Source organism: Paenibacillus sp. SORGH_AS_0306 (genome assembly GCF_030819345.1).
Taxonomy (GTDB): domain Bacteria; phylum Bacillota; class Bacilli; order Paenibacillales; family Paenibacillaceae; genus Saccharibacillus; species Saccharibacillus kyungheensis.
Genome location: NZ_JAUTBP010000001.1, coordinates 1,643,062 through 1,659,216 on the forward strand (window position 1 = coordinate 1,643,062; position 16,155 = coordinate 1,659,216).

At 37.4% G+C, this 16,155-nt stretch carries 13 protein-coding genes; 9 read left to right on the plus strand and 4 right to left on the minus strand.

What is annotated here, in order from left to right:
* Window positions 1-127 precede the first annotated feature (127 nt).
* Complete coding sequence (locus QE450_RS07375; RefSeq protein ID WP_307298152.1) at window positions 128-1,102, plus strand: D-2-hydroxyacid dehydrogenase family protein; 975 nt, start codon at window positions 128-130, stop codon at window positions 1,100-1,102.
* Window positions 1,103-1,627: 525 nt separating this feature from the next.
* On the opposite strand, the gene QE450_RS07380 is transcribed toward QE450_RS07375, so the two are convergent.
* The 3 genes from QE450_RS07380 to QE450_RS07390 all read right to left on the minus strand — a co-directional run bounded on the left by QE450_RS07380 (window position 1,628) and on the right by QE450_RS07390 (window position 6,429).
* The gene (locus tag QE450_RS07380; RefSeq protein WP_307298154.1) at window positions 1,628-3,022 is read right to left on the minus strand and encodes a hypothetical protein; all 1,395 of its coding nucleotides are present in this window, start codon (window positions 3,020-3,022) and stop codon (window positions 1,628-1,630) included.
* 454 nt (window positions 3,023-3,476) lie between these two features.
* Window positions 3,477-4,925: a cardiolipin synthase gene (gene cls, locus QE450_RS07385; protein WP_273616048.1), complete on the minus strand. Its 1,449-nt coding sequence runs from the start codon at window positions 4,923-4,925 to the stop codon at window positions 3,477-3,479.
* Between the two features lie 154 nt (window positions 4,926-5,079).
* Entirely contained in the window at window positions 5,080-6,429 is a 1,350-nt protein-coding gene (locus QE450_RS07390) for an MFS transporter (protein WP_307298156.1), read from the minus strand.
* Window positions 6,430-6,734: 305 nt separating this feature from the next.
* On the opposite strand from QE450_RS07390, the gene QE450_RS07395 reads away from it, so the two are divergent.
* From QE450_RS07395 to QE450_RS07420, 6 genes are all read left to right on the plus strand, one after another.
* On the plus strand, window positions 6,735-7,790 hold the full coding sequence (locus tag QE450_RS07395) for an NAD(P)/FAD-dependent oxidoreductase (protein WP_273616050.1): 1,056 nt from the start codon (window positions 6,735-6,737) through the stop codon (window positions 7,788-7,790).
* A 214-nt stretch (window positions 7,791-8,004) separates the two neighbouring features.
* The gene (locus tag QE450_RS07400; protein WP_307298158.1) at window positions 8,005-9,345 is read left to right on the plus strand and encodes a response regulator transcription factor; all 1,341 of its coding nucleotides are present in this window, start codon (window positions 8,005-8,007) and stop codon (window positions 9,343-9,345) included.
* A gap of 159 nt (window positions 9,346-9,504) precedes the next feature.
* Complete coding sequence (locus tag QE450_RS07405; protein ID WP_307302619.1) at window positions 9,505-10,713, plus strand: threonine synthase; 1,209 nt, start codon at window positions 9,505-9,507, stop codon at window positions 10,711-10,713.
* Between the two features lie 213 nt (window positions 10,714-10,926).
* Complete coding sequence (locus QE450_RS07410; RefSeq protein WP_273616052.1) at window positions 10,927-11,565, plus strand: DUF1906 domain-containing protein; 639 nt, start codon at window positions 10,927-10,929, stop codon at window positions 11,563-11,565.
* A gap of 218 nt (window positions 11,566-11,783) precedes the next feature.
* Window positions 11,784-13,109 (plus strand): amidohydrolase, encoded by a 1,326-nt coding sequence (locus QE450_RS07415; RefSeq protein ID WP_307298161.1) that lies wholly within the window; start codon window positions 11,784-11,786, stop codon window positions 13,107-13,109.
* 145 nt (window positions 13,110-13,254) lie between these two features.
* The gene (locus QE450_RS07420) at window positions 13,255-13,863 is read left to right on the plus strand and encodes an undecaprenyl-diphosphatase (protein ID WP_307298163.1); all 609 of its coding nucleotides are present in this window, start codon (window positions 13,255-13,257) and stop codon (window positions 13,861-13,863) included.
* A gap of 147 nt (window positions 13,864-14,010) precedes the next feature.
* Here the strand turns inward: QE450_RS07420 and QE450_RS07425 are convergent, their stop codons facing one another.
* A complete protein-coding gene (locus QE450_RS07425; protein ID WP_204824274.1) occupies window positions 14,011-14,355 on the minus strand; it encodes a DUF3243 domain-containing protein in 345 nt (114 codons plus the stop codon).
* 376 nt (window positions 14,356-14,731) lie between these two features.
* On the opposite strand from QE450_RS07425, the gene QE450_RS07430 reads away from it, so the two are divergent.
* On the plus strand, window positions 14,732-15,310 hold the full coding sequence (locus QE450_RS07430) for a hypothetical protein (RefSeq protein ID WP_307298165.1): 579 nt from the start codon (window positions 14,732-14,734) through the stop codon (window positions 15,308-15,310).
* Between the two features lie 255 nt (window positions 15,311-15,565).
* A complete protein-coding gene (locus QE450_RS07435; protein WP_301263453.1) occupies window positions 15,566-16,117 on the plus strand; it encodes a hypothetical protein in 552 nt (183 codons plus the stop codon).
* The last annotated feature ends 38 nt before the right edge of the window (window positions 16,118-16,155 follow it).

Consider the following 16,155-nt stretch of genomic DNA (forward strand, 5'->3'; position numbering starts at 1 on the left):
AAATAAAAATTATGAATACAAAAAAAGAAAGTCAGTCAAAGGTAGCAATATGGTATATTAGTAAAAATAATTTATCTATCCACCGAGTTCATTTTACACAATAACCCATTAACCAAAGGAGTACTAGATGATGAAGCTGAACTGTGCCATTCTTGATGATTACCAGCATGTTGCCGAGCAGATGGCAGATTGGTCAGTAATCGAATCGCAAGTGAATATTGATAGTTATCACGAATATTTTGAAGATCGAAATGAATTGATTGAAGCGATTCAGGATTATGAAATTCTAGTTATTATGCGTGAACGGACGAAGTTTCCAGAAGATGTACTTCGTAAATTGCCTAATCTTAAACTGCTGATTACTACAGGCATGCGCAACGCTTCGATTGACCTCAAAGCAGCAGGGAAATTAGGAATTACAGTCTGCGGAACACGAGGAAAAGGAGCTGCACCGACTGAATTAACATGGGCGCTTATTTTAGGATTGTCCCGTCATTTAATCCAAGAAAATGAATCGTTTCGCAACAATGGAGCATGGCAAAGTACGATTGGAATCGGATTACAAGGAAAAACATTAGGGCTATTGGGATTAGGTAAAATCGGGCAACAAATGGCTACGATCGGACAAGCCATGGGAATGAATATTCTGGCATGGAGTGAAAATCTAACAGCTGAACGAGCAGAGGCGGCTCATGTGCAATTGGCAGCTTCTAAAGAAGAACTATTAGCTGAAAGCGACTTTTTATCGATCCATCTGGTACTTAGCGATCGTACACGCCGAATAATAGGAAAATCCGAATTAGCTTTGATGAAGCCTTCTGCATACTTGATCAATACTTCACGTGCAGGGATTGTTGATCAGACTGCAATGATCGAAGCATTACAAGATGGGACGATTGCAGGAGCTGGATTAGATGTATTTGATACAGAACCTTTACCGTCAGATCATATATTACGCAAATTACCCAATGTATTAGCAACACCGCATATTGGTTATGTATCCGATGATAATTACAAATGCTTTTATAAAGATGCTGTAGATAATATTGTAGGATATCTTAATAACGATATACAGCGAGAACTAATCTATGTGCGAACCTAAACGATATTCAATATTGAAATGGATATCATATTAAATAATAGTTGAGAAAAGTACTATTTTAATAACTATTTTGCTAATTTATGTTGGAAATAAACTTGTAAATATCGAAACATTATATATGAAAAGTCTGAAATTGTAGATATCACTTTACTCGTGAAAAAGTGGTATTTATAGTTTGAGGCTTTTTTAGTATGAACAAATTGATACGATGAATAAATCATAATTTTGATACAAAATATACATTTACAACACTATAAAAATTATTTCAATACATGAAAAATTCACAATAATAAAACCAAAATAAGATCACCCGAGATACACAGCATAAATAACTCACTATTACGCTCCTGCACGTATCAAAAGCTAACTGATCTTAACGATAAAAGCAAACAAAAAACTGCCACATTATTGATCACGCATAAGTGGCAGTTTTTTATTAAAAACGTATAGATATAAATAATACCTTAAATCTCACAATGTCTACAGGATGATCGTTACACCATAGTACAAATCGCAAAAACGTAATTACTTAGAATCTCCATTCAAATAATTGAAGAATGGCCCATCTACCCAGAATTGATAACTATCCACTTTGAGCGAAGGATCAAGCGCTTTGAAGCCAGCAGCCACATCAGCAGATTTTTCTTTCAAAGAGAACGATTGTACATAATAATTGCCTTGAGTGATTTTGTTATTGCTAATCACGTCATAGTCTTTGATTGCTGTCTGAGAATAGTAGAGCGGTTGCCACCAAGAGTTATAGATCAGGCCTTTTTGATCTTCACTATCTTTTTTCGCATAAGCTAGAATGACTTTTTGGAATTTATTTTTATCAGCACTATTAGCAAATTCAAAAGCCAAATCATATTCTTTAGCATTAGCGATATAATTGCCATTAGCGATCTGAGACACATGATAATCCTCAGTCGATTTAGGCTCGCCCCATTCTTTCAAATAAATAAATGCAGATGTTTTCGGTTCAAATTGTACTTTGGCAGAGATCCCTTCACTACGCAACAAACCAATTAATTGAACAGCATGTTTGATATCATCATGACCGTAATTTAGAGATAGTGCGTCTATAAAATTAGCTTCATAACGGCTATCTTTGACATTATAACCAGTCACCAAGTTTTCTTCTAACGCTTTGTTCGCTAATTCTTGCAATTCTGGTGCTTGAATCAAACGTGACGTGTTATAAGCATCTTGCAATTTGGCATAGATATCATCATCACTGGTGTAACCGAGATAGTGTTTGTATTGCCCTTTAAATTGCAACACCTGTCCAAGCAATGTCTCTACAAATACAGGTGACGGAGAAGTAGATTGTGATGCAGTTACAGCTTTATACAGAGATTTTGGCAATAAACCACTGTCTACAGCTACAGCCAGTTCTTGACCTGTTTGGGTCGATAGAGAAGTTGGTTTGATCGCCAGCTTGGCAAGTGCTGTTTTTACTTTAGCCGGAGGATATGTATACGCCAGTTCCTTGAGACCAGCTGCTTTGACAGCGAAATAAACAGCGGTACGTGCGTCTAACTTTTGATTAGGATGAACAGTAGTACTAGAGAGGATACCATTCTCATACAAAGCAGTGGCTGCTTTATATAGCTTATGGCTAGATGGTACATCGGTAAATGTAGCATTCGACTTTTCTGGGATTAATTGAAGTACTGTAGCAAGGTCTTGGATATACTGCCCACGACTAATCCCGTTCGCTACTGAAATATTGAATTTGGATTGTAAAAATTGTGAGTATTCTGAAGCGCTAACCTCATGCTGTGCGACAACCGCAGTAGCTGCATAACTGGTACTGCTGTATAACACAGGTGAAGCGACAACAGAGACAGCAAGTGTCCAGGCAATAACTGATTTACGAACAACTGACTTTTGTAAAAATGCTGTAGAAAATGGTAACATTCTTAATCCCCTCCAATTAATTACATAAATCCTATAGGTTTTATGAGAAATATTATTCTGAATCATAATATGGAGGGTACGAACTGTCAATCAAAATAAATGTGATCTATTGAATAGAAGATATTAATAATTGATATTAGAATAATAATCATAGATTTATCTAACATAATAGTTAATTTGTACAATAAAATACTTACTCTAAAGGGGAACACAATGAATACAAAGATCATATGGAGTGCTTCTATAATTGGAAAAGGCTACAAAACTATGGGATCGTGCTGTAGATTATTATGCAGATTTTGATGAAAATCTTGATCGTTTACAGAAGCGTGTTAAAGATTGGAAAAACTATCAGTCTACGAATTAAATCAAATTATTAAATTAAAAAAACTCGCTATTTAACCCGAACATTCTTTCACAACAAGAATTCAGGCAGTAGCGAGTTTTTAGTTGTTTATAATATCGGAGAAAGCAGACGAGCGAACGATTCAAGCATTCGTTGATAAAGTGGACGATTCTCATAATCAGCCAGTGTAAGAACTTTGCTATCCAAGATATCTTGTAAAAAGAGTTCTTCTAGCTTGGTGGCTGTTTCGCTATCATAGACAATCGCATTCACTTCAAAGTTCAGCTTATAACTACGAATATCCATATTGGCGGTACCGACCGAAGCAATCGTACCATCGATCACCATCGTTTTGGCATGCAGAAATCCTTTTTCATACAGATAACAACTAACATTCAGTTCTAACAATTCACGCAAATACGAGTAAGAAGCCCAGTAGACCATTTGATGATCTGGTTTTTTGGGGATCATTAGATGCACTTGAACACCGGAAAGCATTGCCGCTTTGAGCGCAGTAATCATACTTTCATCCGGTATAAAATACGGTGTCTGAATCATAATACTTTTTTTGGCTTCATAGATCATTTTGATATACGAATACTTAATCGTCTCCAAGCTACTATCCGGGCCGCTGGATACAATCTGCATTCCGATCTTACCGGTAAATGGCTTGGTTACAGCAAATAGTGAATAATCTTCAGACATTGGAGTATTCAGTGCCAAATGCCAATCGCGCAAAAAGTGAGTCTGCATTTGCAAAATAGACGAGCCTTCTACACGTAAATGAGTATCACGCCAGTACCCGAATCGTTTGACTTTGCCTAGATATTCATCGCCCACATTGAAGCCACCGATATAACCACAATCTCCATCAATAATGACTAATTTGCGATGATTTCGATAATTTAATTTAAAATTAACTTTGGGAATACTAGGTGGGAAAAAGGCAGCAGCTTGACCGCCAGCTTCACGTAATTCATGGATAAATTTTTTGTTAACTTTGGAACTGCCCCACGCATCATAAATCAATCGTACAGTAACACCTTCGCGCGCTTTGGCTGTAAGGGCATCAATTAATTTGCGACCCAATTCATCCCGCTGAATAATATAATACTGGATATGAATATACTGCTTGGCATTAGCAATATCTTCAAATAAAGCATCAAACTTTTCATTACCATCTGCAAAAATACGAACAGCATTATCCTGCGTATACAGCGCATAATTACTAATCAAATTCATATGCACTAATTCATGATAACGACCGATTGAAGGATCATTAAACGAGAAACTTCTGGAATGAAATTCTTGACGCTGATCTTCTACAACGGATTCAATAATCGACCTGAATTCTTTGCGCAATCTAAATTTTTTGACCCGACTCAAATTCTGACCAAAAAATAAATAGACAATAAACCCAACCACCGGTAAAAAGACCAGTATCATTAGCCATGCCCATGTAGCTCCAATATTGCGTCTTTCCAAAAACACAATAAAAAGAGCGAAAAAGATATTAATCGCAATAAAAATCCAGGAAAGATGCGATAAAATAGACATTCACCGTTTCCCACCTTAACTATGTAATAGAGTTCAACATTCAGCATACCAAAAAATAAGATATTACACACTATAAAAAGAAAAACTGCCAATAAAAGCTGGGTATCCAGCTATATTGGCAGTACGTATTGTATAAAATGTAAATGGTACCAAACTAAATTTTGATATGATGATCGGCAGGTTCTGCAGGTTTACTACGCATATACCAGATTAACATGATTAACGACAATACCGTCATCGTTAACAACACTACATAATTCATACGGTAAATTCCTGAAGACGACTCGAACGGATTGCGAGCAATTAATAATCCGAAAACAGCTGTTGCTGTAGCACCACCGAAAAATTGAGTCAATTGGAAAACACCTACACCTGATGATAATTGCTTGCGTGGAAGCATACGAGATACTTCATTTTGTAGAGAAGCGCCTACCGCTGAGAACGAAGAAGCTAGTAACATATAAGCAGCCATCAATACATAAGGTGAGAAGGTTAGAAATCCGATTAATCCAGCAAATGTAACCACCATAATGATATAACCGATAAAAGATAACCGGTAGTTACCATACTGATCGATCCAGCGACCGATAATAGGCGTCATAATCGCTGATAATATAGCACCCGGGAAGATCATTAATCCGCTAAATGAAGCTGATTGACCGAATACCTGATTAAGCACTAATGGGATTAGAAAAACCATACCTAGATTAATTGCAAAGCAGCAAAATGACATAAAGAGCATTTTACGATAAGCGGTATTACGGAACAGTTCAGGCAAAATAAACGGATTGGAAGATCGGCGTAAATGAAAGACCAATACGATAAAAGCTACAATAGCGATCAATAAGTTCACCCATGATAAGCGACCAATACTTAATAGTAGAGATGGGATAACAATCACCAATAATCCTGCTCCAACAATATCGAACTTCTGATCTTTTTTGAAAGAGAATTCCTTTTCAGAAGGAAGCATTTTCCAATAAGCAGGTACAAGCAAAACAATCAATCCTGTGACCAAAAACAACGAATTCCATCCCAGACTATCTGTTAGAAATCCACCTAATACAGGGCCTATACCAAAAGCAAGTGAACCACCTGCTGCAATAAGAGAAATCGATTTGCCTCGTCGATCATTAGGCACATAACGTGTAGCAAGTACAAGCCCTAATCCTTGCATCGGCCCTGCACCAGCAGCTTGCAAAATACGAGCTAACATTGCCATTGGGAAATTATTCGCGGTAAATCCGATTACACATGAAGCAACTAATAGCAGTATGCCTACCATTAATAATTTACGTACAGGATACCAGTCAGATAAGCGACTAAAAATAACAACCGATAAAGCAAACACGATCGAATATCCTGAAATTAGCCATGAACCGAGCGAAGAGCTAATATGTAAATCAGCAAGAATACGCGGTAAAGAAACATTGAACATCGTTGTGTTCATAACAACTAGAAAAATACCAGCTGCCCACAACGGGATAACGACTTTATCTCTCATTCACAAACCCATCCTATCTGTAATCTACTTCTTTATACTTACATACTTACTAGACTATAGCTGAATATAATTGATATGGCAAAATGGATATAACCATTGTTGTTACATTTAATCGCTTACAATTCTGCTAACTACCACAATTCTAATTATTTATTATTTTCAAATAAAATCATATTAAAAATAAAAAGCTGAAATTGTATCTATTTTCTAGATAGTATTGAAACCGTTCATTTTCTAATCTATAATGATAATCATTATCAATTAAGACTATAAAGAATAACTTATCAAATAGGAGAGTGACTGTTGTGACAACTGCATTAGAGTTATATGATGTGACGATTATAGGCGGTGGACCCGCAGGATTATATAGTGCTTTTTATAGTGGAATGAGAGATATGAAAACCAAGATTATCGAATACAATCCGCAATTAGGTGGGAAAATCTTAATTTATCCTGAGAAAATGATTTGGGATGTAGGCGGACTTCCACCTTTGAGTGGAGCACAACTGATCGAAAACTTGATTCAACAAGCAATGACATTTGAGCCAACCGTCGTTCTCAATCAGAAAATAGCAGATGTGGAGCGGCTAGAAGATGGCAATTGGTTGCTTACAGCGGCAACAGGGGAACAGCATTATAGTAAAACGATTATTTTGGCGATGGGACATGGTATTCCAACGATGCGCAAATTAGAAATTGAAGGTGCAGATCGTTATGAAGTGACCAATCTTCATTATACTGTCCAAGAATTAAATATTTTTGCAGGCAAGCATGTTGTTATCTCTGGCGGTGGAGATTCTGCGGTAGATTGGGCAAATGCGCTACAACCAATTGCAGCTAGTCTAACAGTAGTGCATCGTCGTCATGAGTTTGGCGGACACGAGAAAAGTGTAGTAACGATGAAGCAGAACTGTAAAGAAGTACTGACACCTTATGGCTTAACAGCTGTTCAAAGTCATAATGGAACTCAGATTGATGAGATTACAATCACCCATGTAGAGACAGGCGAAGTACGTCATCTGCCTGTAGATGCAGTTATCGTCAATCATGGAATGATCGGTGATCTTAGCCCGCTACTTCACTGGGGAATAGAAGTTAATGAAAATGGACGTCCGATTATTGATGAGAAGCGTCAAACGACTCAACCCGGTATTTTTACTGCTGGAGACTTAATTGAATATACAAATAAATTATACTTAATTGCAGGTACATTCGTCGAAGGAGCAGCCGCTGTAAATAGTGCTAAAAAATACTTAGAACCAGAAGCCTACAGTCAAGCTTATGTATCTTCACACAATAAAAAATTCGAAGAAAAAAATAAAATGCTTGAATCAAAAGCTTCAGTGAATGTAACAGTATAAGTAGCATCATATAGCAGAGAGACAAAAAGACTAAGGCAGAAGCTTTAGTCTTTTTTTATTGATATTTTTGTTGGTATAAGTGATGTGATATTAGGATTTATATGCAATTATGATTCCTATTTTGATTATTTTATTTTTAAGTATGTTAAAGCGCTTAAACTTCTGGTATATTATGGATATGTGTATAGATCTTACATCTGAGGAGGATACATACTTGTATAACATTCTGATGCTAGATGATGATCAAGAGATGATCGCAACAATAAGTCCTTTATTATTACATTCCGGGCTGAATATCCAACATATTTTTTCGGCAACTACATTTTCGCAGGGATTGGATTATATTCGTGAATACGATATTGATCTACTGATTACCGATCTTGAAGTAGCAGGCTTGAATGGAATAGATGATATGCAACAGGTGAAATTAATCAAACCTTCTATCGAAATAATAGTTGTTTCAACACATAATACATTTGAATATGCACAGGCAGCTATCCGTCTGGGTGCCAAAAATTACTTAATCAAACCGCTTGAGCTTGAGCCGTTTCTAGATTCGGTGCGAGAAGTATTGTTACATGTTAATATCGCTAGACCAGCGATTGAACATACTCATTCGGCTCAAGGCAATCATTTTCAGATGCAACGACATACGATTCAAAATCATATCAAGCTAAATCAGTTATTTGCTCCACATGCTTATATACCTCAAGAAGAATCGGTATATCAATCGTTAGGATTGCATGGTCCTTATTACGCTATGATCAAAATTCAGTATCAACCGCTTACTTCAAATCAGGTCGCTCTTACGGTAGCCGATCACTATTTGCTCAATTATGCGGTAATGAATCTGGCAGTCGAATTGGTACACAATCAGTGGAATAGCGTTACTTTTGAGACAGATGAATGTGAAGTTAATATGATTATGCAATGGGATGAGACATCATATCTTCAAGGATGGCATCATAAGATTCGTCAATTGAATCAATTGGGGCAGTTATTGCATAACCATATTAATAACTATTTGCATATTCCAAATGTGATAGGGATCAGTCAGATTTTGAAAGGAAACGAATTTATCAATCAATTAAATATACAAGCTCACCGGGCATTAATGTGGCATACTCAATATCCAGATCATCATGTCTTTTATTATGGAGATATGTACTGGAAAAAGCATGAAGTCAGTGAGCCAACAGCAGTAATAGAAGAGAACAAAGGAAAGAATCCGTATAATCTGATCGTATCTCAGGTCAAAGCTTATATCGAAAAGTGTTATGGACAAAAAGGGTTAACTATTCATGATGTAGCCAAAAAAAATCATGTCAGCCCTAATTATTTAAGCTATTTGTTCAAAAAAAATACAGGCTTTAATCTATGGGAATATGTGATCAAGCTACGTATGGAAGAGAGTCGCAATTTATTGTTAGAAACAGATCTACGTAGATATGAAGTGGCAGAACGTGTAGGATATGAATCTCCTGAACATTTCAGCAAAATATTTAAACGATATTACGGCATCAGTCCTAGTGAATTCAAGCAATTGCAAGCTTAAATGATATAGGGTGCAGATTAAAATCGAGACAAAGATATACAGTTCTTATTCATATGTAATAACCAAGTTAACATGTCAGATTAATTGGCAAAGCCGGAGAAGAACTGTTATGATTTGTAGTATTGATTTGCAAATTATAACAGGAAGCAGGAATCCATGATGACGTACAGTTATGTTTCTCATTTGGAATGTCCGGTATGTGATACAACGTATGATGCAAATAAAATCCAACAACTTTGTACCTGTGGTTCACCACTATTAGTACGGTATGATCTAGAACGTGTCCGTAATGAAGTGAAACGATCTGCTATTCGAGAACGCAATCCTGATCTATGGCGTTATCATGAATTATTACCTGTACAGCATGAAGATCATGTCATCACGTTAGGAGAAGGAATGACTCCTTTGCTTCCTATGCCCAAGTTAGGTGAACGTTATGGACTGACTCATTTATATATGAAAGATGAAAGTTTGATTCCAACAGGAAGCTTCAAAGCAAGAGGAGCGGCAGTAGGTATTTCCAAAGCCAAAGAGTTAGGTGTCCAGCAATTTGCGATGCCAACGAATGGTAATGCAGGGGCGGCATGGGCGCTGTATGCGGCTCGCGCAGGGATCAAAGCAACGATTGTTATGCCTCAAGATGCTCCTTCTATTACTCGCACTGAAGTGTCTTTGTCTGGTGCAGAGTTATTTTTGGTCAATGGATTGATTAGTGATGCCGGTAAAATGGTTGCAGAAAAAGTAAAACACGATCAGATTTACGATGCATCTACACTCAAAGAACCTTATCGGATCGAAGGCAAAAAAACGATGGGCTTAGAAATAGCAGAACAACTAGGCTGGGCAATGCCAGATGTTATTCTGTATCCAACCGGTGGCGGTGTAGGTCTGATCGGTATTTACAAAGCGTTACAAGAACTGAAAGAAATCGGCTGGTTAGCAGGCAAATTACCTCGATTGGTTGCTGTGCAAGCCGAAGGATGCGCCCCGATTGTCAAAGCATGGGAAGAAAAGAAAGAACGCTCTGAATTCTGGGAGCAATCAACGACTGTTGCTTTTGGGATTAATGTTCCCAAAGCACTTGGTGATTTTCTAGTATTGCGTGCATTGTATGAGACAGACGGTATGGCGATTGCTATTTCTGATCAAGAACTGCTAGAAGAGCAACAACATATCGCTGAATATGAAGGTGCGTTTGTGTGCCCTGAAGGTGCAGCTACATTTGCCGCGGCTAAACGATTGGCTTCACAAGGCTGGATCGGTCGTGATGAATCAGTAGTCGTGTTGAATACAGGAGCAGGTATTAAATATCCAGATACAGTGAAGATCGAAGTTCCATTGTTAGAAATTGGTGAATCGATTATATAAGTAATATAGAATAGGGTCATAAGACTGTAGCAGTTTTCACATAAGGTGAGGACTGCTTTTTTATTACATAGACTATTTTGAGGTAGAAGTCATGATTAAAAAATCCTTCATTTATAATAGTGTAACTCTAACTGGAAAAATGTTACAATCTCCATATTAACAAGTACTTTTTGTTTTTGGTACACTATCTGATCAAAAAGGGGATACATCTCAATGAATCCAGCTGAAGAACGTCCAACAGACAAAGGTATTGATACAGAGTCGTTATGCGAAGAAAAAGCATTAGAGCTAAAGCAAGCCGGATATCATTTTATTGCTAGATATTACAATCAGAATAATCCCCACAAAAATCTAACAAAGACCGAAGCTCAAGCGCTAACTCAAGCAGGGTTGTATATTGTAGCTGTTTGGGAAAATGGATATCCAACATCGGTATCGTATTTCTCACAAGAAGTCGGAGAAAGTGATGCTACATCTGCCTACAATTATGCCAAACATACGATTGGACAGCCGCAAGGTTCTACGATTTATTTTGCAGTCGATTTTGATGCGTCACCAACAGATCTAAGCGAGTTTGTTCATCACTATTTTCAAAAGATTATTGATACCTTCAAAGAATTAGGCAATGAATATCATATTGGAGTCTATGGTTCAGGGCTGACTTGTGAATATATACTTAAAAACTTTTCCGAGATATCGTATACATGGTTAGCAGAATCATCAGGTTGGAGCAATTCTAGAACTTTTGAACAATGGAATATCAAACAAGTGGGAAGTGGAACAGAAGTTGGCTTCTCGGTAGACTTTAATGAAGCTCAAGGAGATGGCGGCGGATTTAGATTGGAATCATAATCTTTGTTTGCTTTACGGCTATTTGCGTTACGATATGTTATAGATCGTAAAACAGCAATCTCCAACTTACAATAAAGATCCAGCGATATTAAAAAGTAAAGTCTTATTCTAATCTAATCCAGATTGGGATAAGATTTTTTGTTGTTGACCTTAACGTTACGTCAATGTGTATGGTAAGAACAGAGCTTATGATCTTACTATACAGGAGGCAAAAAATAATGCGTATCCATATTCGCAATACTACGATTTTGACGATGAATAAAGAAGAAGCCCCTTTTCTCGGTGATATTGTGATTCATAACGATCGAATAGAGCATATTATTCACAAAGATCAGCAAGCGATCGATCCTATCATTCTAGAACAGATAAATCATGACGATGTACAGGTTATTGACGGTACTGATATGGTGACGATGCCAGGTTTAATCAATGCACATCAACATACACCGATGAATTTGTTAAAAGGATTTTCTGATGATCTTAAATTAATGGATTGGTTAGAAAAGAAAATGTTCCCTGCTGAAGCGCAAATGACTTCAGAAGATATCTATTGGGGAAGCAAATTGTCGATGGCTGAAATGATTCGTTCGGGCACAACAACTTTTGCCGATATGTATATGCATATGAATCAGATTGCTCAAGCTGTAGAGGAAGTCGGTATGAGAGCCTCGTTAACACGCGGATTGGTCTTTCATGATGATGATCAAGGCGCACGTATTCGGGAAGCGATAGAACTGGTAGAAGAATGGCATGGACAAGCAGATGGACGTATCACCACTATGTTCGGCCCGCATGCACCCTATACGTGTCCACCGGATTCATTGCTAGAAGTGATAGAACTTGCGAAGCAGTATCAGTTACCGATTCATATCCATCTTGCTGAGACCAAAGAAGAAGTAATCACGATGCGTGAACGTTATGACCAGACACCGACACAATATTTATATGAGCTAGGATTATTTGAGCAATTGCATGTGATGTTAGCACATAGTGTTCATCTGACCAAACAAGATATTCAATATTTAAAAGGAATGCGCGGAGGGGTTATTCATAATCCGGTGAGTAATTTGAAATTGGGTTGTGGTATTGCACCTGTTGCCGAAATGATGAAACAGGGGATTACGGTAGGATTAGGTACAGATGGAGCAGGAAGTGCTACAACACTGGATATGTTCCAGGAGATCAAAGCAGCCACATGGTTACAAAAATTAGACTATGGCGATCCAACCGTATTGCCTGCGTACCAGTCATTGCAAATGGCGACCATAGAAAGTGCCAAATTATTAGCAATTGATCATGAGACCGGTACATTAGAAGTAGGCAAAAAAGCAGATATGATTTTGATTAATTTGCGTCAACCTCATTTACAGCCTATCCATCATATTGTTTCTTTACTTGCCTATAGCGCAAATGGAGCAGATGTAGATACAACTATCGTAAATGGACAAATACTGATGAGACAACGCCAATTAATCACTATAGATGAGCAAGAAGTGATACGTCAGGGAAATATACGAGCCCAACGAATCGTAAACGGTATCTAATAGAAATGTATATCCAAAAGCCACTACATCTAGCATATAGATACAGTGGCTTTTTACATTATGTTTACATTAAATTTACACTGAGTTGATAAAAGTAAATGATTGCTTTAAAATATTGGGTTAGGATGTAAAGGAGGAACTGCAATTGAATGTTTCACAGGTGGACTATGAGGCTTTTCGCTGGATAAATGATGGAGCAACCATGTTTTCATTTATAAATCCATTGATGTTATTTTTATCAAAATATGCTGTTGTGTTTTTTATGATTGGAGCATTGATTTATTGGTTTACTCGCGCACACGCTAATCGTCGTATGATTACGCAAGCTTTATTGTCGGCACTAATCGGATTTACAACAAGCTGGATATTAGGTAAATTATTTTACCGGGATCGACCCTTTGTCGATCATGAAGTATTCCAGTTAGTTCATCATGAAGCCAATGCTTCTTTTCCAAGTAATCATGCGTTAGGTGCATTTGTTATTGCTATGACGATCTGGTTATTCCGTCGTCGCGATGGTTGGATATGGTTGATTCTTGCTTCAGGTATCGCTATTGCTAGAGTCTGGACAGGTGTCCATTATCCTACAGATGTGCTTGCCGGAGCTTTATTAGGAGTTTTGATTGCTGTTGTAGTACATAGAGTATTTACACGAATATCACTCGCTAAAAGCTTGATGGAGTTAGGCATTTATCATTATGAACAAATCGAAAGAAAAGTATGGCGTAGTAAGTCAAGTTATCGTAATCGTTAAAATAGCCTAACCATCGCAACAAAAAAATCTGCTTTGAAGTCAACGTGTCTACGATCAGACACTGATGCTTCAGAAGCAGATTTTTTTGATATATATTATTATTTATAAGCAACATAATCTTGGTAGAGGCATAAATGACAAATTGTTTTATTTGTCTGCTTGAACCATACGCACTAACAAGTGAGCTAGTTTGTGACGTTGGTCTTCATCGCCGACTTTCCACAATTCATATAACAATTTCTCTTCGCGGTTACGTGGTTCTTCGTGAGTAGCTAGATAATCAGCAACTTTTTGTGCAATTTTAGCTAACTTTTCTTCGCCTAATCCGATAGATTCACCGAGTTGAATACGTTTGCCCAAATAAGACTTAAACGATTCAAAATTGCTTAAAATATCTTCTTTTTGATCATCACTCAAACGATTTAGTGTAGTTTCCACCTGTCCTGTTGCGATTTCTCCGTCTTTTTTAACGATATGTGATTCTTCTGACATTATGAATTCCTCCTCGTTGTTTGTGGTGTACTACGTTATATATAACCGCATCATACAATTCTAATCTTTTCACAATAAACTTCTTCCAAACGCTTAGAGCAGGTATTAGGACAAGGTATTAATTTTGTTATTCACTTTTAACTTTATTGCAACTTTTGTATAAAATATTTGCAGTATACTGAATATAGAAGTAAGCCACTTACTCACAACCTGAACAAGACAAAAATCATACAAGAATCACTAATTGGAAAAAAGTTACATGGTTCTGTAAGTACGTAATACGGGTAATAAAGGCTACACAAGGTTAATCAGTTACCAACACATTATTGTTGGCGGTCTATTGAGCTGACCGACCATTTTAAGGAGAGATGAAGCGATGTTTAAAACGATGATGGGTATTTTTGGTGCAGGGGCTGCTTCATTGATCCTCTTGACTTCTGGAAGCTTGACTCAGACTTCAGGAACGGTCACAGCCGATGCTGCTACAGTTACACAAAGCGTGTATGCAGATACGTATGCACCTGCTGCTAATGTGCCGGCAGACGGAACTTATACTGTGTTTATCAACAAAATTGACCGTAATTCCAACAATGGCAGCTATGAGCTAACTGTTGATCCTATCAACTGGTACCTCGGAGAAGCAGCGAATGTTGAATTTAATAAAGAAAATCCGAATAGTGGCATTGATGGAGCACCTGATGGTTACTACATTACTAATGATGATACACAAACATATAATTACGCAGTAGCAGCTAATCCAAAAGTATTGATGCAAATTTATGATCATACAGGTCAATGGAAAGATATTGATACCAATTGGAATGAGCCTGTTAGTATTCAAAAGCTAAATGCGATTTTCCAAAAACCTGATCTACTTGATCCTACGGTATTCCCATACCACATTACAGTAAAAGATGGACAAGTAAGTCAAATCGTACAGCAGTATATTCCTTAATATACTGTGCATCAAGATAAATACTTCAAGGGACTGCTGTACTGGCGCAATAATAGACCAGTATCGTAGTCCCTTTTGTATAGATTGGTAAAGTAATAGCTGTTCAGAATCCAAAAGCTATCTCTGCAAAATGACAAAAATTTTGCGGAGTCGTGTCAATCTGGTATGATCTTTATATACGCTTGGATGCTGAATAGGTGATCGTCTGCAACTTTTGCCACAGTTATGCGTTACATTACTTGAGGAGGTGCATTTATGATGCAACGAAATATTCAATTACTACTGAAACGGACTCCATTTGCATTAATCTTGTTAGTCGGCATTCTAATGTTGGCAGCATGTGGCAATAAGGAGCAACCAGCAACAGCTCCTGCTGAAAATGGTAGCACCGGTACTACAGAAACCAACACAACTACAGAGGTGACACCACCTGCTACAGGAACGACAGATGATTCTTCATCTGAAAGTGTAGAGGACAACCAATCTACAGATGATAATACAGCGGGAACAACAGAAGAAAGTGTAGAAGCAGACGATAACAACGAAGCTACTGACACGACAACAGATTCTTCTGCCGCTGAAACGAAAAGTGCAACAGGTACATTTACAGGATTAGCAGACGAACATTCTGCTGAAATCATGGTAGATGGTCAACCAATGGTATTCCAATTAAGTGATGCAGCTCAAACAGTAGCAGGAAACTTGAAAGAAGAATCAAAAGTAAGCTTCCAGTATACTGAAAAAGCGATCCCTGGTGATGATAAAATCAAATCAATGACTATCACCAAATTAGAAGCTGTAAAATAATTAATCGTTATTTATAAGATTGTATAAAAAAGCTCCGA

Coding starts and splice junctions, on each gene's coding strand:
- QE450_RS07375 (WP_307298152.1), top strand. CDS start 128: ATGATGAAGCTGAACTGTGCCATTCTTGATGATTACCAGCATGTTGCC.
- QE450_RS07430 (WP_307298165.1), top strand. CDS start 14,732: ATGTTTAAAACGATGATGGGTATTTTTGGTGCAGGGGCTGCTTCATTG.
- QE450_RS07390 (WP_307298156.1), bottom strand. CDS start 6,429: ATGAGAGATAAAGTCGTTATCCCGTTGTGGGCAGCTGGTATTTTTCTA.
- QE450_RS07415 (WP_307298161.1), top strand. CDS start 11,784: ATGCGTATCCATATTCGCAATACTACGATTTTGACGATGAATAAAGAA.
- QE450_RS07425 (WP_204824274.1), bottom strand. CDS start 14,355: ATGTCAGAAGAATCACATATCGTTAAAAAAGACGGAGAAATCGCAACA.
- QE450_RS07380 (WP_307298154.1), bottom strand. CDS start 3,022: ATGTTACCATTTTCTACAGCATTTTTACAAAAGTCAGTTGTTCGTAAA.
- cls (WP_273616048.1), bottom strand. CDS start 4,925: ATGTCTATTTTATCGCATCTTTCCTGGATTTTTATTGCGATTAATATC.
- QE450_RS07405 (WP_307302619.1), top strand. CDS start 9,505: ATGACGTACAGTTATGTTTCTCATTTGGAATGTCCGGTATGTGATACA.
- QE450_RS07435 (WP_301263453.1), top strand. CDS start 15,566: ATGATGCAACGAAATATTCAATTACTACTGAAACGGACTCCATTTGCA.
- QE450_RS07410 (WP_273616052.1), top strand. CDS start 10,927: ATGAATCCAGCTGAAGAACGTCCAACAGACAAAGGTATTGATACAGAG.